The organism is Labrenzia sp. PHM005, from assembly GCF_006517275.1.
GTDB lineage: Bacteria > Pseudomonadota > Alphaproteobacteria > Rhizobiales > Stappiaceae > Roseibium.
The window spans coordinates 1,323,230-1,341,621 of sequence record NZ_CP041191.1 but is presented as its reverse complement, the minus strand read 5'-3'; the positions used below and the strand labels follow the sequence as shown (position 1 = coordinate 1,341,621).

The 18,392-nt window shown below is 55.3% G+C and carries 16 protein-coding genes; 7 read left to right on the top strand and 9 right to left on the bottom strand.

What is annotated here, in order from left to right:
* The first annotated feature begins 69 nt into the window (after nt 1-69).
* Nucleotides 70-729: a 2-hydroxychromene-2-carboxylate isomerase gene (locus FJ695_RS06050; RefSeq protein WP_141184605.1), complete on the top strand. Its 660-nt coding sequence runs from the start codon at nt 70-72 to the stop codon at nt 727-729.
* 191 nt (nt 730-920) lie between these two features.
* On the opposite strand, the gene FJ695_RS06045 is transcribed toward FJ695_RS06050, so the two are convergent.
* Nucleotides 921-2,102 carry a hybrid sensor histidine kinase/response regulator gene (locus FJ695_RS06045; RefSeq protein WP_141184604.1) on the bottom strand — a complete coding sequence of 394 codons (1,182 nt, stop codon included), beginning with the start codon at nt 2,100-2,102 and terminating at the stop codon, nt 921-923.
* Nucleotides 2,103-2,235: 133 nt separating this feature from the next.
* On the opposite strand from FJ695_RS06045, the gene FJ695_RS06040 reads away from it, so the two are divergent.
* Nucleotides 2,236-3,195, top strand: coding sequence for an AEC family transporter (locus FJ695_RS06040; protein ID WP_141184603.1), 960 nt, complete (start codon nt 2,236-2,238; stop codon nt 3,193-3,195).
* A gap of 33 nt (nt 3,196-3,228) precedes the next feature.
* Here FJ695_RS06040 and gluQRS read toward each other — a convergent pair whose 3' ends face one another.
* The gene (gene gluQRS, locus FJ695_RS06035; RefSeq protein ID WP_141184602.1) at nt 3,229-4,113 is read right to left on the bottom strand and encodes a tRNA glutamyl-Q(34) synthetase GluQRS; all 885 of its coding nucleotides are present in this window, start codon (nt 4,111-4,113) and stop codon (nt 3,229-3,231) included.
* Between the two features lie 104 nt (nt 4,114-4,217).
* On the opposite strand from gluQRS, the gene FJ695_RS06030 reads away from it, so the two are divergent.
* On the top strand, nt 4,218-4,859 hold the full coding sequence (locus FJ695_RS06030) for a DNA-3-methyladenine glycosylase (RefSeq protein WP_141184601.1): 642 nt from the start codon (nt 4,218-4,220) through the stop codon (nt 4,857-4,859).
* A gap of 5 nt (nt 4,860-4,864) precedes the next feature.
* Here the strand turns inward: FJ695_RS06030 and FJ695_RS06025 are convergent, their stop codons facing one another.
* Nucleotides 4,865-5,638 carry a carboxylesterase gene (locus tag FJ695_RS06025; RefSeq protein WP_141184600.1) on the bottom strand — a complete coding sequence of 258 codons (774 nt, stop codon included), beginning with the start codon at nt 5,636-5,638 and terminating at the stop codon, nt 4,865-4,867.
* An 84-nt stretch (nt 5,639-5,722) separates the two neighbouring features.
* Here FJ695_RS06025 and FJ695_RS06020 point away from each other — a divergent pair, with 84 nt between their 5' ends.
* Nucleotides 5,723-6,895: a glycosyltransferase family 4 protein gene (locus tag FJ695_RS06020; RefSeq protein ID WP_209010937.1), complete on the top strand. Its 1,173-nt coding sequence runs from the start codon at nt 5,723-5,725 to the stop codon at nt 6,893-6,895.
* Between the two features lie 86 nt (nt 6,896-6,981).
* Here FJ695_RS06020 and FJ695_RS06015 read toward each other — a convergent pair whose 3' ends face one another.
* Both FJ695_RS06015 and FJ695_RS06010 read right to left on the bottom strand, forming a co-directional pair.
* Nucleotides 6,982-8,151: a diaminopropionate ammonia-lyase gene (locus FJ695_RS06015; protein WP_141184599.1), complete on the bottom strand. Its 1,170-nt coding sequence runs from the start codon at nt 8,149-8,151 to the stop codon at nt 6,982-6,984.
* Between the two features lie 13 nt (nt 8,152-8,164).
* A complete protein-coding gene (locus FJ695_RS06010; RefSeq protein ID WP_141184598.1) occupies nt 8,165-9,307 on the bottom strand; it encodes an amidohydrolase in 1,143 nt (380 codons plus the stop codon).
* A 110-nt stretch (nt 9,308-9,417) separates the two neighbouring features.
* Here FJ695_RS06010 and FJ695_RS06005 point away from each other — a divergent pair, with 110 nt between their 5' ends.
* Nucleotides 9,418-9,879 carry an Lrp/AsnC family transcriptional regulator gene (locus tag FJ695_RS06005; protein WP_141184597.1) on the top strand — a complete coding sequence of 154 codons (462 nt, stop codon included), beginning with the start codon at nt 9,418-9,420 and terminating at the stop codon, nt 9,877-9,879.
* 149 nt (nt 9,880-10,028) lie between these two features.
* Here FJ695_RS06005 and FJ695_RS06000 read toward each other — a convergent pair whose 3' ends face one another.
* The 4 genes from FJ695_RS06000 to FJ695_RS05985 form a co-directional block, all read right to left on the bottom strand.
* Complete coding sequence (locus FJ695_RS06000) at nt 10,029-11,993, bottom strand: methyl-accepting chemotaxis protein (RefSeq protein WP_141184596.1); 1,965 nt, start codon at nt 11,991-11,993, stop codon at nt 10,029-10,031.
* 401 nt (nt 11,994-12,394) lie between these two features.
* Nucleotides 12,395-12,931 (bottom strand): RNA 2',3'-cyclic phosphodiesterase, encoded by a 537-nt coding sequence (thpR, locus tag FJ695_RS05995; RefSeq protein ID WP_141184595.1) that lies wholly within the window; start codon nt 12,929-12,931, stop codon nt 12,395-12,397.
* A gap of 186 nt (nt 12,932-13,117) precedes the next feature.
* The gene (locus FJ695_RS05990) at nt 13,118-14,170 is read right to left on the bottom strand and encodes an aldo/keto reductase (RefSeq protein ID WP_141184594.1); all 1,053 of its coding nucleotides are present in this window, start codon (nt 14,168-14,170) and stop codon (nt 13,118-13,120) included.
* A 50-nt stretch (nt 14,171-14,220) separates the two neighbouring features.
* Nucleotides 14,221-14,826, bottom strand: coding sequence for an arylesterase (locus tag FJ695_RS05985; protein WP_247653847.1), 606 nt, complete (start codon nt 14,824-14,826; stop codon nt 14,221-14,223).
* 147 nt (nt 14,827-14,973) lie between these two features.
* Between FJ695_RS05985 and FJ695_RS05980 the strand changes: the two genes are divergently transcribed.
* A complete protein-coding gene (locus tag FJ695_RS05980) occupies nt 14,974-15,690 on the top strand; it encodes an ABC transporter ATP-binding protein (RefSeq protein WP_141184592.1) in 717 nt (238 codons plus the stop codon).
* The gene (locus FJ695_RS05975) at nt 15,687-18,269 is read left to right on the top strand and encodes an ABC transporter permease (RefSeq protein WP_141184591.1); all 2,583 of its coding nucleotides are present in this window, start codon (nt 15,687-15,689) and stop codon (nt 18,267-18,269) included. Before FJ695_RS05980 ends, FJ695_RS05975 begins: the two co-directional genes overlap by 4 nt.
* Nucleotides 18,270-18,392 lie beyond the last annotated feature (123 nt).

Below are 18,392 nucleotides of genomic sequence, written 5' to 3'. Positions count from 1 at the left end.
CCTGCTGCCCGTCCAATCCCTTCCTGCCGGATTCTTAACCGGCACATCTATCGAAACCGATCAGCCACAATGCAAGAGACACCTGACGCCCCCTCCAATGTTATTCCACTGCCAGCGGCCAAACAGCCTGTCCTGGAGTTCTGGTTCGAGTTTGGATCCACCTATAGCTATCTTTCGGCCATGCGGATCGAAACACTCGCACGCGACTGCGGTGTGACCGTGTCCTGGCGACCATTCCTGCTTGGTCCGATCTTCAAGAAGCAGGGTTGGGACACTTCGCCGTTTAACCTCAACCCGGCCAAGGGCCGCTATATGTGGCGGGATATGGAACGCCAATGCGAGCGATACCACCTGCCCCTTGTGAGGCCCGAACCGTTTCCGCAGTCAGGACTTCTAGCCGCCCGCATCGCCCTTGCAGGCCGGACACAGCCATGGATCGGGGATTTTACCCGCGCCGTTTTCATTGCCGGTTTTGGAACCGGCGAAGACATTTCCGATGTAGCATTTCTCGCCGGGCTCCTTCTGGAAGCCGGCGCACCGGCAAAACAGATCCTTGAAGCAGCGCACTCGGCCGAGATCAAAGACAAGTTACGGGCAGCCGTCAGCGAAGCAGAAGACAAAGGTATTTTTGGCGCGCCAAGTTTTTTTCTGCCAAATGGAGAACTCTTTTGGGGCAATGACCGTTTGGAAGATGCACTCGAGCTGGCGGCCAGTTTTGCCGAAGACTGATGCGTTCGTGGTTTTGCTCCAACATTTGCACCCCGTGACGCACACTCATTTTGCAAATGTCGGAGTCTTAAAACCACTATCCAAGCCTTTGTTTCTAGAGGATCTTTTGAATTTGACATTTGAAAAAGAGCCCATCCGCAAACGGGATTCAAATGTCGAATTCGATCTACTAGTGCCCCAAAGGTTAGGCCTCAGATCCAAAAGACGTTTTTGCTCCGCCGAGCCTGAACCAAAGCTTCATGAAGGGCTGATGGAGAAAGTGGTTTGGCCAAAACTTCTAGAAAACCGGCCTCGCGCAAACGCTTGTCCCCAAAGGCTTCCATGGCTGCGGTTACCGCAATGAGAGGTAATTCCTGCGCCGGCCGCATGGCCTGCAGTGCTTGAGCCGTTTCAACACCGCTCATGCCGGGCATGTTAAGATCCAGCAGCACCGCATCATAGTCCGTGTCATCGACGCAACTGATTGCTTGCTCACCTGAGTTCGCAATGTCAGAAGACACTCCATAACACTCCAAAAGCGCCGCCAAGAGACGGCAATTCGTGTCATTATCGTCCACAATAAGGACGTGTTCCGGCAAAACAATTTCTTCGTCCCCGGCAGAAGAAACCAGGTCTTCGCCGTCAACCATCGCAGCTGGCGGGTAATCAACAGGGATTTGAATATCGAACCGGCAACCGCCGTTTGCCGGGGTGCTCAAGGAAAGTGCTCCGTTCATTTCCCGGACCGTTTGCATTGTTCCCCAAAGCCCTAGACCCGACCCAGACGCTTGACCGGACACTTCTTTTCCGCGAACGAAGGGCTGAAACACGTTCGCCCGTTCCTTTGGATCAATTCCCGGTCCGGTATCGGCAATTGCAATACTGACCCAAAAGGAACTCGCTCCCCCATTCTGCTTTTTTGCGGAGATCTTTTTTGTGTTTGCAGGTTCCGGACACGAAACCAGTTCGACAGTCACCCGGCCTGCGTCCGTATACTTGATTGCATTGTCCAACAGTGCAGAGATTGCGCGGCGCAGTGGCCCGCTATGCAAAGTCAAAGCGTTCGCGGCTGGCTCCTGAAGCCTGATTTTTAGTTTCAAACCTTTGCTTGCCGCCGCCATTCGGAAAAGATCGGCGCATTCACAGACAACAGATGAAATTGGGACAGCTTTGTCTTTGGTGTGTTGATCAGGCTCTGCCTGAACGATCAACTCACCGGTCATTTGGTCAAGAGCGTCGACCGCCTTCAGCAAAGTATTGAGCTGGTCCTTTTGCGTCTCATTTAAGGGACCATTCCCAATGAGTTCTGCAGCCAAGCGCATCGCACCGAGTGGGGTTCGCAAGTCATGCGCCAAGAGGGCAAGATTGACATTGTCCTCATCGTGCTCTGCCATTCTGCGTGACCTTATGTTGAGACGGCAGCTTTCGAGGCTTGCGTGACCAGCCTCAGCACACCAGTATGACAAGTGTGCTTACCTTGCCCGCCACCTGGTGTCCATCCTGACGCCCTCCAGCCTTCACAATGACATGTTTTTCCAGACTCTGACCATCGTTGCCCCTGTCTTCTTACTGATTGGTTTTGGATATGTTTTGGCCAAAGCCAAGATTCTAAACCAAACCGTTGGCACTGCTCTGGGGGAATTTATTTATGTTGTTGCAATTCCATTATTGATATTCCGCACCTTAACAACCGCGGATCTATCGGACGGTTTGCCACTGGACCTGTGGGCGAGTTATTTTTTGGGTGTGGCCGGTGTCTGGATCCTGGGAACGCTGGTGATCCGCAGGGGATTCGGCCGCGACGCACGGGCTGGAGCGATTGGCGCGATTTCGTCAGCCTTTGCAAACACAATTCTGGTTGGCATGCCCTTGATTGCCGCTGTTTATGGCGATGAGGGCCTCGTACCGCTCCTTCTGATTGTCTCCATTCACCTGGCTGTCATGACGGTCGCCATGGCGATCGTCATGGAACGGGCAGCAGCTCATGACAGCGGCGGTGACAGCCCACCCGTCAGCACCTTGATCAAGCGCGCGGCGGCAAGTCTGATCCGTAATCCGCTGGTCATCACAATTATCGCAGCGTTCTTATGGCGGATGACAGGCCTGGAGCTGCCGGGGCTTGCAAGCGACCTTTTGAACCGGATCGGCGCAACGGCACTGCCTCTAGCACTGATCTCGTTGGGCATGAGCCTGGTTCAATACGGTATGCGCGGCAATATTCTGCCAGGATTGATGCTGTCAGCGATCAAGATCTTCATCATGCCGGCCATTGTTTTCACATTGGCTCAATATGTGTTTGCCTTACCGCCGCTCTGGGTCGCGGTCGCAACATTGACGGCAGCCTGCCCGACCGGAATCAACGCGTACGTCTTTGCCAATAAATACGGCACAGGTCATGCCATGTCCGCCAACGCAATTACGGTCACAACTGGTCTGGCGGTGCTGACAACCAGTCTGTGGATCTGGTTCCTGGAGTATATGCTTTAGAGCATCACATGAATCGAATTAGGTCCGGCAGCCCTAAAGCCCGATCCGGCGGCGTAATTCTGCATGGGAGATACCTGCTTCCCGCAAGGAGCGCAGGCTGGTGTCTTGATTGGATTTGGAGAGCTTTCGGCCATCCTCACCAAGGATCAGCCTGTGATGGCGGTAACGCGGCTCCGGCAGCCCCAAAAGGCTTTGCAGGACCCGGTGCACGCTGGTTGCCGCGTATAGATCCTGGCCTCGAAGCACATCAGTAATTCCCTGCCGCGCATCGTCGACAACAACGGATAAGTGATAACTGGTCGGTGTATCTTTGCGGGCGAGAACAACATCTCCCCAGGCAAGTGCATCGACTGGAACCGTCTTCGGCGAACGAAAAAGCGCTGACCCTTCTGCGCCGTACTCCTGCCACGTGAGAGGGACTTCAATCCGCGCAAGGGCCGCTTTCATATTCAGCCGCAAGGCAAAGGCGCCATCGCTTTGCGCCCGATCCTGCTGCTCTTTGGGGCTTAGAACCGCATCCTCTCCTGGATACAGCGGAGCCCCATCCGGATCCCGCGGCCAGACAGCGCCGTCCTTCTCATAGTCAGCGACAAATCGTTTGATCTCAGCGCGGGTTAAATATGCGGGATAAACAACTCCTAGATCCTGAAGCCGCTCCAGAGCGTTCCGGTACAATGGGAAGGACCCGGACTGCCGCAAAACCGGCTCATCGAGCGGGACACCCAGCCATTCCAGATCCTCAAACATGTCGCGCTCAAGGTCGGGCGTGCAGCGGGTCTGGTCGATATCCTCTACCCGCACCAAAAACCGTCCTTGAAGTGCCACTGCAGCCCGGGCATTGAGCAGCGCCGACAGAGCATGGCCGAGATGCAAATGCCCATTCGGTGAGGGGGCGAAACGGAAAACGGGCTCGGTCATGAAGGATTGAGGACGGTTGATTAGGGGCTGCTAGTCTTTTACGGCTAATCGTTCCTATCACTCCCGCATCTGCGCGCAAGACTGGACGGTCACGATTTTCCGACATGATGCCAATTCACACAGAAGATGACCTGAACCGCGGACTTGCACAGCTTCTGGATACCGATCCGCGCTTGCAACCGATCGCGGAATTGGCGGGGCCGTTGCCGCTCCGGCGCCGCGCCGCCGATTTTGAAGGTCTGGCGCAGATCATCACCGGGCAACAGGTCTCTGTTGCCAGCGCCAGCGCAATCTTTGCCCGGCTCCAAAGCCTGGTAAGCCCGCTGACTGCTGATCAGCTGTCTGAGTTTTCGGACGAAGACCTTGCCGGCGTAGGCCTGTCACGGCCCAAAATCCGGACTTTGAGGGCTGTCAGCAGCGCGTGTGCCAGCGGATTGGATTTAAAAAACCTTGCCACAGCACCTCCCGAGGAGGCCCACAGCAGACTTTGCGAAATCAAAGGGATCGGGCGCTGGACAGCCGATATCTTTTTGCTGTTTTGCGCCGGTCACCCCGACATTTTCCCGAGCGGTGACCTGGCCCTTCAAATCGCAGTTAGCGGTGCGTTGGAGTTGGGCGAAAAACCGGATCCAAAAACACTCGACAAGATCGCCTCAAACTGGGCGCCAAACCGGGCCGTTGCCGCACGCCTCTTTTGGGCTTGGTACCGGATTCAAAAACAAGGCAAGGAAACACTGCCAGTCTAAGAGCCCTATTGATCCAACATATTGGCAACGGATCGAAGCAGCAGATCGATATCCTGTGGCCGGGAGAGGCGATGATCGCCATCTGGCACAACAGAAAATGTGACATCGTCCTGCGGCAGAGCTTCGACCAGCCGTTCGGCATGGGACAGCGGGACATCCGGGTCCAGCACCCCTTGCAGGATCGTGATGGGCGCACCGATATGAAGAGATTGGCCAAAGAGCAAATGCTCTCGGCCATCTTCGATCAGTTTGGCAGTGATGACATAGGGATCGTCGCTGTACTCTGACGGTTGCTCCCAGCGCCCCTCTTTCAAGATCGTATCCCGGACCTCATCGGAGAACCTTTGTTTCCACATCAGCTCTTCGGTGAAATCGACAGCTGGCGCGATCAGCACCAGGCCCTTGATCCGGTTTGTGTCTTTGCGGGCGAGCGCCAACAATAGAGCGATCCAACCGCCCATCGATGAGCCGACCAGTATTGTGTCTCCATCCAGGCAGGTGTCGAAGACCGCTTCGGCTTCTTCCAACCAGTCAGAGACACAGACGTCTTCAAAACGGCCGTCTGATCGCCCATGCCCGGAGTAATCGAACCGCACCGCTTCCTGCCCGCGGGTTCTGGCAAACTTCGAAAGCTCCTCGGCCTTGGTCCCAGTCATGTCCGATTTGAAACCAGAGAGCCACATCAGGCCCGGCTGATGGCCAGCATCTTTCAAAACGGCGATTTTCCGCGTGCAGCCCTTTTTTCCCGCTTCAATGAATTGCGGTTCCTGCGTCCCCATATTATGGCTCTTGTTCTGATTTCTCTTGCTGCTGTCCTTTGACACAGCTTCCCGTCATTTGAAAGCCTGTCCGGAGTCCCTCTGGTGTCCTCGTCTGCCGCCCCAACCGTCCTGCAAGTGATCCCTGACCTCAACTCGGGCGGCGCAGAACGCACAACCGTCGACATTGCCCGCGCGCTTGTGGACGCTGGAGGCAAAGCTCTCGTTGCCAGTCAAGGCGGACAAATGGTGCGGGATCTGGAAGATGTTGGCGCCGTTCATTTCACGCTTCCGGTGAAATCGAAAAACCCGGTGACCCTCTGGAAAAACGCCGGGCTGCTCGCTGGTCTGATCAAAGAGCAGAATGTCGACATCATTCATGCCCGCAGCCGGGCCCCAGCCTGGTCTTCACTGTTTGCCGCGCGGCGCACCCACATCCCCTTTGTGACCACGTATCACGGCAGTTACAATCAAACGAACATCGTCAAGGGTCTCTACAATTCGATCATGGCCCGTGGCGATGCGGTGATTGCCAATTCCAACTACATCGCCAATCTGATCACGGAACGCCACCCATTCGCCCGCGACCGGATCACGGTGATCCACAGGGGCTCTGACTTGAAAGGCCTTGCGCCAGAAAACGTCAGCGCCCTGCGCCGCCAAGCCTTGAAAGACAGTTGGGGCGTGCCGACCGGACGGCCAATTGTCCTGAACATGGCTCGATTGACTTATTGGAAAGGCCAAAAGGTGCTGATCGAAGCGATGGGCGCGCTTAAGGCGAGCGGCAACTCCGCGCCAATTGCGATTTTGGCGGGCGATGCTCAGGGCCGGGAGAGTTATGTGGCAGAGCTCAAAAAGCTGATTGCCGATTGGAACCTGCAGGATCAAGTCCGGCTGGTCGGGCATTGCGCCGATGTGCCAGCTGCCATGGCGCTGGCTGATGTATCTGTGGTTGCCTCGATAGAACCGGAGGCTTTTGGCCGCGCGGCCGTGGAAGCGCAAGCCGCACGCGTTCCGGTGATCGTCTCAGACCTCGGCGCTGTCCCGGAAACGGTTCTGGCACCACCAGATGTCACAGAAAAAGAACGGACCGGCTGGCGGGTTCCGCCGGGGGATAGCGACGCGCTGGCTGCTGCCATCCAAACCACCCTTGATCAAACGCCGGAAGACCGATTGGCGCTGACCGGCCGGGGACTTGTCCACGCCAGTGAGAACTTCACGGTCGAAACCATGTGCGCCAAGACATTGGATGTCTATCGTGAGGTTCTTAAAACTTAAGGTCATGCCCCCCGAGATGGAGCGCTGCGTTTTGGGTAGCTCACAAGGCGTCATCCAGAGCCTCTTGCGCCATTAGCTGCAACCAATCACGCGCCTGCCATGATCTTCGTGTAGATCTCCTCGTCCGTCACACCTTCTGAACCAATGAGAAGCACTCGTGACCGGGCATTCAACCCAAGGCGCTGCCAGACATCAACTTCGTCGCGCGCAGCCAGTATCGCAGCCAGGCCGGCAACACCGCTCTCACCTGCCTCAATGACCGGGTCTCCCGATGCCGGACGTGCCAACCGGCGCATTGCCGGAGCCACAAGGGCATCATCGATCACCACAAAATCGGAGGCTTCGCTCCAAAGAATTTCCCACGCCATGGGCGATGGAACACCGCATGACAGGCCGGCCATAACAGTCTCCTCATGAAGGTCTACCGAGGTCGGCTTTCCTTGACCGGCACTTTCATACAAGCAGGCCGCCAGATTAGGCTCGACAACACAAACACGAGGTGTTTCTGACCCATAGTGCTGGCGCAATCTTGCGGCGACCGAGCCCGCAAGACCGCCAACGCCGCCCTGCAAAAATACATGGGTTGGGGGGTCTTTCAGCGCCTCGACGATCTCATTGACCATCACACCATAGCCGGACATTACATCGTTTGGCGGATCCGTATAGCCAGGCCAAGATGTATCTGAGACAACGAACCAGCCGTTTTCGTCAGCTTCTTTGCGGCACAATTCCACGGACTCATCATAATCGCCTTCAATCCGGATCACTTCGGCGCCCAACTCACGCATGGATTGAGCCCGGCCTTCGCTGACCTCGGCGTGGATATAGATACGGCAAGGCGCGCCAAACCTCTGGCACCCCCAAGCGAGTGATCGGCCATGGTTCCCATCCGTCGCGGAAGCCAATGTGATGTGAGCGACTTCTTCTGACCAGCGTCCTTCCCGGATGTCCACCAGGGAAACATCCTTTCCTGTCCGGCGCGCCACTTCCCGCTGCAAAACCCGAAGTGCAGCATAGGCACCGCCAAGAGCCTTGAAACTGCCCAAACCGAACCTGGGTCCTTCGTCCTTGTAGTAGACGGCTTCCAGGCCAAGATCGTTTGCCAATGCTGGCAAGGAATGGAGGGGTGTCGGCTGATATCCCTGCCACCGAATAATTTCTTCAGAAGCGACTGAATAGGCATCTCTGGTGAGCACGGTTTCAGCAGCTGGACCGAAGGACGGTTTTCCGGAACGGTGTAAGATCACGTTGGTCATCCATAATCTCCGGTCAACCGTTGAGTGGCAGGCGCCGGCGCACCAGTTCTGCCCAAAAACTTGCTCCGATGGGGAGCAGGTCATCATTAAAGTCATAATCCGCTGAGTGAAGCGGCCGTCCATGCGCCCCTTCTGTGCCGTTGCCCATCAAAAGAAAACATCCCGGCACGGCATCAGCGAAATAAGCAAAGTCCTCAGAAAAGCTCATTGGCGGCCGGTTGCCGTCCGTTTCCAATCCCAATGACCGGGCCACTTCAGCAACCCTGGTGGCCACATCATCGTCATTGACTGCTTCAATGAACTCCGTTCGAAATTCAACAGAGATGTCGACTTCGTGGCTTGTCCCAATGCCGGCGGCTATCTGGCGCAGGTGATATTCTGCCTGGCTGCGGTCATCCGATGACCGTGCCCGTACCTCACCTTTGATCCGTGTATGTCCAGGCAGGACATTGCGCTGCCCATCGCTGATAAACTCTGTCACCGACACGACAGCGCCCGATGATGGCGGCAGTTTGCGCGAAACAATGGTTTGCAGTGCAAGAACCAACTCCGCACCCGGCGTCAAGGTCTCCCGGCCGGCCTGAGGCATGGAAGCGTGTCCGCCTGTTCCCCTGATTTCGATCTCAAAAAGGCTCTCGCTGGCACAGATAAAACCGGGCCGGGTTGAAATACGGCCCACCGGTTCTCCTGGCAGATTGTGAGCCCCATAAACTTCCTCTATCGGAAACCGGGTCAGGACGCCTTCGTCAATCATCGCCTTGGCCCCGAGGCCATGTTCTTCATTCGGCTGAAAAAGGAGTACGACCGTACCGTCAAAATCTTGGGCTTTTGCAAGCAGTTCCGCGGCTCCCAGGAGCATGGCTGTATGACCGTCGTGGCCGCAAGCGTGCATCACACCGTCATTCAGCGACCGGTGCGCAAAAGTGTTTGCCTCTGTGATAGGCAGAGCATCAAAATCTGCCCGAAGGCCGATCGCCTTATTTCCCTTACCTGCGCGCAGAACCCCAACAACACCGACGCCTTCGTGCGTTTCAATACCGAGACCGCGCAAATGTTGCGCAATACGAGCTTTGGTCCAGTCTTCCTGAAACCCCAGTTCAGGGTTTTGGTGAAGCTCGTGCCGAAGAGCGCGCAAGCGGTTTTCAAACTGGGCCATCGTTTGATCTCTCTTCTTCATCCCGATTTACAGAACCTGAATGAGAGAATAGCTTGCACCTGATGAAATTTGCGCTGGATTTACGGTGCTAAGATGCAAGATTATTTCACATGACCAATCTGGACAGCCATGACCGGGCCATATTGGGTGTTTTGCAGAAAGACAACAAAACACCCCAGCATAAAATTGGTGAGCAGGTAAATCTTTCGGCACCATCCGTGCAGCGGCGCATCCGCCGCATGGAGGCGGATGGTGTCATCGCAGCCAACGTTGCCGTTGTTAAACCGGCAGCTGTCGGCCTTCCTTTGACAATTTTCGTGGAAGTTGAGCTTGCAAGCGAAATTCCAAAGGAAATTGATGCGGCAAAACATGCCTTTCGGGAAGCACCTGAAGTACAGCAGTGTTTTTACGTGACCGGTGAGGTCGATTTTGTTCTGGTTGTCATTGTCGAAAGCATGCCAGCTTACGAGGATTTCACACGCCGGATGTTCTTTGAAAACGGCAATATCAAAAAGTTCAGAACTTTCGTCTCGATGGATGCAATTAAAACCGGGTCATCACTCAATATATGAAACGCCATCCATAACTGTCAGGCACCAGATCTACAGACCCAGTATAGAGCTGGTCCGCCATGCCGGCGTTGTCCAAGATCGCTGTTGATGAATGCCGTTCGAGGAAACAAGACACGCCCGGCAAAAAAGAGCCGGGCGTGTCTGAGACATCAAGCTGCCCGGATCTGTCCGAGGAACCGGTTGACCTCATCACGCAGCAGGTTGGACTGCTCGGTCAGTTCATCGATGCTCGATTGCACTTCGTGGGTCGCTTCACTTGAGTCGACCGACGCATCTTTCACAACCTGAATGCTGTCGGATACATCCCGCGTGCCATTGGCGGCCTGTGCGACATTCTCCGCAACGCTCTGAGTGGTCGCGCCCTGCTCTTCCATGGCAGAGGCAATGGCGGTCGAGGATTGATCAAGATCGCGCATCACATCGCCGATCTTCGCAATCGATCCAACAGCTGTTTTGGTTTCTGCCTGGATTTCCGTCACCAGCTCGGAGATGTTTTCCGTTGCCTTGGCAGTTTCATTCGCCAGAGCCTTTACCTCGCTGGCCACAACCGCGAAGCCCTTACCGGCTTCGCCGGCGCGGGCGGATTCAATGGTTGCGTTCAGCGCCAGTAAATTGGTCTGCTCGGCAATGTCAGAGATCATGGAAACGACTTCACCAATCCGGTCAGCCATATTTGCCAAAGCTTCCATTTGGCTCGCCGTGCTGGAGACATCTTGTGCAGCGCTCTTTGATGCGTGAGACGCACGGATAATCTGTTCATTGATCTCGCTGATCGAAGCCGTCATTTCTTCTGCAGCGGAGGCCACGACCGAAACGTTTTCGGTTGTTTGGGCAGAGGCAAGAGCGGCGTTTTCAGCCCGTTCGCTGGTGTTTTCCGATACGCGTGCCATTGTCTGCGCGCTTTGATCCAGATTGGATGCTGTATTGGAAACCCGCTCGACGATCGCGCCGACAGAGGCTTCGAACTGGCTGGCCAGATTTTGCATCATCGCCCGTTTTTCTTCCTCAGCGCGGGCTTCCTGGTCCTTCTGTTCTGCCTCAAGCTGTTCTGTCCGGATCGCATTGGCGCGGAACACCTCAACGGCGCGGGCAATGCTGCCGATTTCGTTTTGGCGGTCTGCAAACCCAACTTCGACTTTGTTATTGCCTTCCGCCAGTTCGCTCATGACGGTCGTAAGCGAGTTGATCGGACCTGTGATGCTGCGGCCGATTACCCAGCCAAGAGCAATCGCAAGCAGCAGTCCGACTGCACCAACGACAAGGAAAACGTTTCGGGAAAGATCACGCGCCGTGACAACACCTTCGCTCGCCGCTTTTTTTCCAAGATAGGCCGTCTCAGACAGAGCTGCCCAATCTGGAGTAAGCTTTTCAAACGTCTCATCCGCGTGAGCAATTTCCTCTTGGATGCGGACTGATTTTTCAGCAAATTTTTTGAAGGCTGCTTGGTACGTATCCAGAAGGCTGCTGATTTCCTTCTGCTCGGCATCAGACAATCCGCTTTCGGGAAGCATTTTTGCAAATTCAGCACGACGCTTATCGATCCGATCGATGTATTTGGTGGCACCGCGCAGCATGAAGTCTTTTTCATGGCGGCGCATCATCAGCATCTTGACCGTCAGAGCGTCAAGATTGGCCGCTTTGAGTTTTTCTTCGACATTGTGAACGGCGGAGCGCAACTCCCCTTTAAGGCCCACCTTCTCGTTCAGACCCATTTCGGTCAAATCAACAACAAGGACGTCGAACTCTTCCTTGTGCATTGTGAGAGTTTTTTCGAGGTTCTCAATCGCCGCCATCTGACCAGAAGCTTCCGGTTTTTCCGCAATAGACTTCAGGAACTCAACAGCTTCATCAAAACTCTTGTTGTAAGTTTCCTGAAGCGCCGGATCTTTTTTGAGTAGAAAATCCTTCTCGGCACGCCGCATATCCTGAGCTCTCGCCAGAACTTGCGATACGTAGAAATCCATTTGGGAGTATTCGGCGAGCTTGTCGTTTTCCGCCCCAACCAAAACATGGCTGTGCCGGGCGATAAAGAACAACGCGACAATAGCAATGATTGTGATGACCGACAGGCTGCCTACGCGTGCCGCGATTGACAGATTAGCGATGAACTTCATAGGTGCACCATTTTTTAAATTGCAGACTGAAGGATTCAATCCACGCACAGTTGGCACAGGTCACCTGATTTGAATTAATATTCCTTTACGACACCAAAATAAAAAAGAAACAATTTTCAATATTCCAAAGACTGAAACAAGAATTGAAAAAGAAAATAACAACAACCTTAGCTGGCTAAATAATGTTATAACCCCCTCAGAATTGTTATTGACGTCATACATTTGATCCGAAGTTACAGATAGACGCATCTGCATAAACACAGATACTAAATTTTCAAATTGACTGAAAGGAATTCGCCAAAGTACCAATATAAATACTTCAGATTGCAATCCACAACATCAACACCAAATAGACTTCACTCGCGACACTGCGAACGAAATTCAATCCGGGCCTTCCCAACTCACGCCGCCAGTGGATAGGCTTCTTCGACAAGATATGGCCCGCCACCAACGCTGGATTTGGCAGAAAAAAGGACAAACCGGCCGGCAACAAATGGCGGTGCCTGAAAACTGCCACGCTCACACAGCCACTTTGCGACATCCTCGTTGGTCGATGATTTGCACCGGGCAAGGGTGACGTGCGGCACATACTTGCGCCGTTCAGCTGGCAAATTCAGCCGTTGCAGGATCCTCTCCTGCTCCGCCTGCAGTTCTGCCAGTGCCGAGGTCAATTGAACCCCGGCCCAGACCGCGTGCGGTTTGCCATTGCCGAAAGATCCAAGGCTATCAAGCCGGATTTCCACGGGCTCCCGATGGATCCGGTCAAGGGCGTCCACCACCTCATCGGCCGTGCGGTCATCAATGTCGCCAATAAAGCGCAAGGTGATGTGATAATTTTCCGGATCGATCCAGCGGGCGCCCCGAAGGCCTCCCCGGAGCATGGACAACATGAGGGCCGTCTCAGACGGAATCTCAAGGCCTGTAAAAAGCCGCGGCATAGGTGGTCCCTCCGCCAAACGCTGATGTCTCCCATGAGGAATCAACTTCATGAAATTCGCAAGACAAAAAACCAAGATATTGGATTTTAACCGGTATTTATGTGGAGAGACAAAAAAGGCCGGACAGAGATGTCTGTCCGGCCTGAACTGGTTTCGTTTTGATTCTCTGGATCAGAACCGCCGCGTCTATGGCGCCGGATTGCCAAATTCCTGGTGAATGGCGTCGATCTTTTCCAAAACATCGCTGCTAAGTGTCACATCGGCCGCACCAATGTCCGTTTCCAGCTGCTCCATCCGGGTTGCGCCCAGAATGACCGAGGTCATGAAGTCCCGCGACTTGGCAAATGCAATCGCCATCTGAGCCGGATCAAGACCCGCCTCCTTGGCCAAGTCGAAATAAGCATCATAAGCTGCCAGCGCCCTTGGATGCTCATAACGCTGCAAGCGGTCGAACAGGCATTTGCGAGAGCCAGCCGGCAACGCACCCCCTCTGTATTTTCCGCTCAGATACCCTTGCGCCAACGCAGAATAGCCCAGAAGGCCGACGTCCTCGCGGTCTGCAATCTCCGCCAGTCCGGTCTCAAACGTCCGGTTCACCAGGTTGTAGGTGTTCTGGATGGAAGCGACCCGTGGCAGGCCGAGATGTTCGGATGCCGCGACATAACGCATCGTGCCCCAGGAACTCTCATTGGAAATACCGATCTGGCGCACCTTGCCGCTCTTCACCAGATCCGCCATGACTTCCAGCGTGCTTTCAATACTGTTTTCACCTTCCACCCGATCCGGAGCGGCCCAGCGGGTCGGATTTGCGCCGAAATTGCTCATGTTCCGGTCCGGCCAGTGGATCTGATAGAGATCGATGTAGTCGGTCTGAAGGCTTTTGAGGCTGCGGTCGACGGCAAATTCGATTTCTTCGCGGATGAGACTGGCGCCCTTGCCGTGCCCCCGGAACCAATCCATACCAGTCCGGCCAACCACTTTGGTCGCCAGGACAACCTTGTCGCGGTTGCCGGTCTTTTTGAACCAGGTTCCGATGATGCGTTCAGTTCGCCCGCGCGTTTCCTTTTTCGGCGGGATCGCATAGAGCTCTGCCGTATCAAAGAAGTTGACGCCCTTTTCCAGCGCATAATCCATTTGGGCGTGCCCTTCGGCCTCGGTGTTTTGTTCACCGAACGTCATTGTACCAAGGCACAAAGCACTGACTTTGATATCCGTGCGGCCGAGCGTGCGCATTTCCATGCAGGTTTTCCTTTTGTATTTCGTCTGTTGGGCGAAAAGCGGCAGGCGCTTTAGGACTTTCCTGCCTCCAAGAGCAGCTCTTCGACCATAGGCAAGATGTTTTCAACGATGACCGCAACACCCTTTGCATTCGGGTGCATACCGTCCGCTAAATTGAGGTCTGGATTGAGCGCGACCCCATCTAGAAAAAAGGGATAAAGCAGAGCTCCCTGCTCTTTTGACACATCTGGATAGATGGAATCAAAGGCTTGCGCATAAGCATCACCAAGATTTCGTGGCGCCAGCATTCCGGCCAGAAGCACAGCAATCTTTTTGTCTTTGAGACGCGTGACGATGTCTTGAATGTTTTTTCGGGTAACCTCGGGCTGGATACCCCGAAGCGCGTCATTGGCGCCCAATTCAACGATCACCGCGTCGGTATCATTACCGACCGACCAGTCGAGGCGCGAAAGTCCCCCGGAAGATGTGTCTCCAGAAACGCCGGCATTGACGACTTCGACGGAATGGCCGCGCTGATCAAGGGCACGCTGTAATTGTTCCGGAAAGCCATCGCCTGCCGAGAGTTGATATCCGGCCGACAGGCTATCGCCCAGAACCACCAGCTTGAGATCAGCAGCTTTCGCCGGGCCTGCGGCAACGAAAACCAGGGGCATCATCAAATACAGAAAGAATCGATACACTCTATTACACTTTCCTGACTGGAAGACGTGCGACATCAGGCCCATATGGTCGCAAAGTGACCACTTGTCGAGGGCATGTGACGGCCAAAACGGCCAGCATATGACCGTTATAAAGGCCCAAACATGACAACTGCACCAGCAATTGCTTTGAAAAATGTCCACCTGACCCTCGGCGAAGGAGCTGGCCGGGTCCATATTCTCAAAGGAATTGATCTGGAGATCGATCAAAGCACCTCCGTGGGTCTGGTGGGGCCATCCGGGTCCGGTAAATCAACTCTGTTGATGGTAATGGCGGGGCTGGAGCGTGCGGACGAAGGCTCTGTTCAAGTCGCCAATTCGGAACTGGGCGGATTGTCGGAAGACCAGCTGGCAAGGTTCCGCGGCCGCAATGTCGGCATTATTTTCCAGTCTTTCCATTTGGTTCCCAACATGACGGCACTTGAAAATGTTGCCGTTCCATTAGAGCTGGCGGGAGACTCAGAAGCATTCGCCAAGGCAAAGGCCGAACTCGACGCTGTCGGACTTGGCCATCGGCTGCATCACTATCCGGCACAAATGTCCGGTGGCGAACAGCAGAGGGTTGCTGTTGCCAGGGCACTTGTCGTCGAACCGCAGATTTTGATCGCGGACGAACCGACCGGCAACCTGGATGAATCCACGGGCACCCAAATCGTGGAATTGATGTTTGAAGCCCAGCGCAAGCGCAATACCACCCTTGTTCTGGTGACCCACGATCAAGCGCTGGCTGAAAAGTGCGACCGGGTGATCCGCGTCCGGTCCGGCGAAATCGAAGAACACTCAGCCGATCTTCCGCACACACAAGAACAGGTGTCCGCATGAGCGGGTTTGTTTCCGGACCGGCCAGCCGCGGCAATCAGACCTTTTCACTGGCCCTTCGTTTCGCCCTGCGTGAATTGCGCGGCGGACTAAAAGGCTTTTACATCTTCATCGCCTGTATAGCGCTTGGTGTTGCGGCAATTTCCGGCGTTACCTCCGTCTCCCGGGCCTTGACAGAAGGGATTTCCCAGGAAGGCCAGGCTATTCTCGGTGGCGATCTCTCTTTCCGGCTGGTGCACCGTCAAGTAAATGACGACGAACGCGCCTACATCAACAGCCTTGGCTCCATCTCGGAAGTGGCAACTTTACGGGCCATGGCCCGGCGCCCGGATAACGCCGATCAAACTCTGGTCGAGTTAAAGGCAGTTGATGACGTTTATCCGCTCTATGGCGCCCTCGAATTGCAATCCGGACAATCCTTACAAGATGCCTTGTCGCAAAAGGGTGGGACTTGGGGCGCCGTTGCGGAATTGGCGCTTCTGGCCCGGCTCGACCTAGAGGTTGGCGATACACTCGAACTCGGCCGTTCCACGGTCACAATCACCGATGTCATCGACAGTGAACCGGACAAACTTGCCGGCGGCATGGACTTCGGTCCACGCCTGATGATCTCTACCGCAGCAATTGAAGCGACGGATCTGGTCCAGCCCGGCAGCCTTGTGCGCTGGCATTACCGCGTGCGCATGGATCCGGCCCCGAGCATCAATGCCCTTCGGCAGATTGTCGAAGACGCCGAACAAACTCAATCCGATGCCGGCTGGCGGGTTCGCTCGCGGGCCAATGCCTCGCCCGGGCTTCAGCGTAGCATCGACCGGTTCGCTCAATTTCTGACCTTGGTCGGCTTGACCGCCCTTGTCGTCGGCGGTGTTGGTGTTGCAAATGCCGTCCGGGCGTTTCTGGAAACCAAACGGGAGGTCATAGCCAGCTTCAAATGCCTTGGCGCCACCGGCGGGTTTGTCTTCCAGGTCTATCTGGTCCAAATGCTGATCCTGGCCCTGATCGGAATTGGGATTGGCCTTGTGGTCGGTGCCATCATCCCGTTTGCAGCAGGGGCTGCTCTTGCGAACGTGCTGCCTGTCAAATTGGCGGTGTCGATCTATCCCGGCGAACTCGCGCTTGGGCTGATCTACGGCCTTCTGACAGCTCTGGCCTTTGCCCTCTGGCCGCTCGGACGCGCACATGATGTCCCGCCGACAGCCCTCTTCCGGGACATTGTCACCGGCGGAAACAAGTGGCCGCGCAAACGCTATTTGTCGGCCACCGCTGTAACCGTGCTCACGCTTGCCGCCATTGCCATTTTCCTGGCTCATGACCAGCGGATTGCAACGATCTACATCGCCGCGTCTGCCGGTGCGTTTATCCTGCTGGTCGCCGTTGCGCGAGCGATCATGGCGCTGGCCAAACGGCTGCCACAGGTTCGCTCGACAGAGTTACGCCTAGCGATTGCCAATATTCACCGGCCCGGAGCCCTGACGCCGTCAGTTGTGCTGTCTCTCGGCCTCGGCTTGTCATTGCTCGTCGCCCTAACGTTGATTGACGGCAATCTGCGCCGGGAACTCACGGCAACCATCGCCGGTCAGGCACCCAGCTTCTTTTTTGTCGACATTCAGAGCCACGAACGGGACGCGTTTGACACTCTTTTACAAACCGAAACAACAGGCGCTGAAATCCAAAGTGTTCCGATGCTGCGAGGCCGCATCACCACTTTGAACGGCATTGCCAGCAGTGAATTTGTTCCCGCACAAGAAGGCTCAGATTGGGTTTTGCGTGGCGACCGCGGCATCACGTACGAGGCCCAACTGCCGGCCAATTCCAAGCTGGCCGAAGGCGAGTGGTGGCCACAGGATTATGCAGGCCCGCCGCTCTTGTCCTTTGATGCGGAAGCGGCCATGGAACTCGGCCTGAAAATCGGAGACACCATTACCGTCAACGTTCTGGGACGGGAGATCTCGGCCACGATCGCCAATCTCCGGGATGTCGAATGGCAATCGCTTGGCATCAACTTCGTCATGGTGTTCTCGCCGAATACGTTTGCCGGCGCGCCGCATTCTCACCTGATGACGCTGGGCTGGGAAGACGCTGTACCGGCCGAAACAGAGCTGGCGCTCTTGAAAACCGTGTCCAATGCCTACCCGACTGTCACGACCGTCCGGGTGAAGGATGCCATCACTCAGGTGAACAATCTGGTCGCGCAGCTCGCCTGGGCCATACGCGGTGCCTCTTCGATCACATTGATCTCGAGCATCCTGGTACTTGCTGGCGCATTGGCAGCTGGTCACCGCAGCCGCATCTATGATGCTGTGATCCTCAAAACCATCGGTGCGACCCGGACACGGCTGATCGTTGCTTACGGACTGGAATATGCAATTTTGGGCTTTGTAACGGCTGTCTTTGCGGTTCTGGCGGGCGGGGTCGCTGCTTGGTATGTGATTACCGGGATCATGGGCGGCTCGTTCACACTGCTGCCGGTCACAGCCTTCAGCGCAGCCCTGATCGCGCTGGTTTTGACCGTCGGATTTGGCCTGATCGGCACATGGCGCGTTCTTGGCGAGAAACCAGCTCCTGTCCTTAGGAATCTTTAGAACTGGCGGTATAATTGTTAACCGTCAGAAAAAATTCATGAAATTCTCTAGACGGAGGCGCTTGCTCACGATCGATGAGCCTTGCGCGTCCGGCCTATCTTGGCTATCCGATTAGCTGTCTTT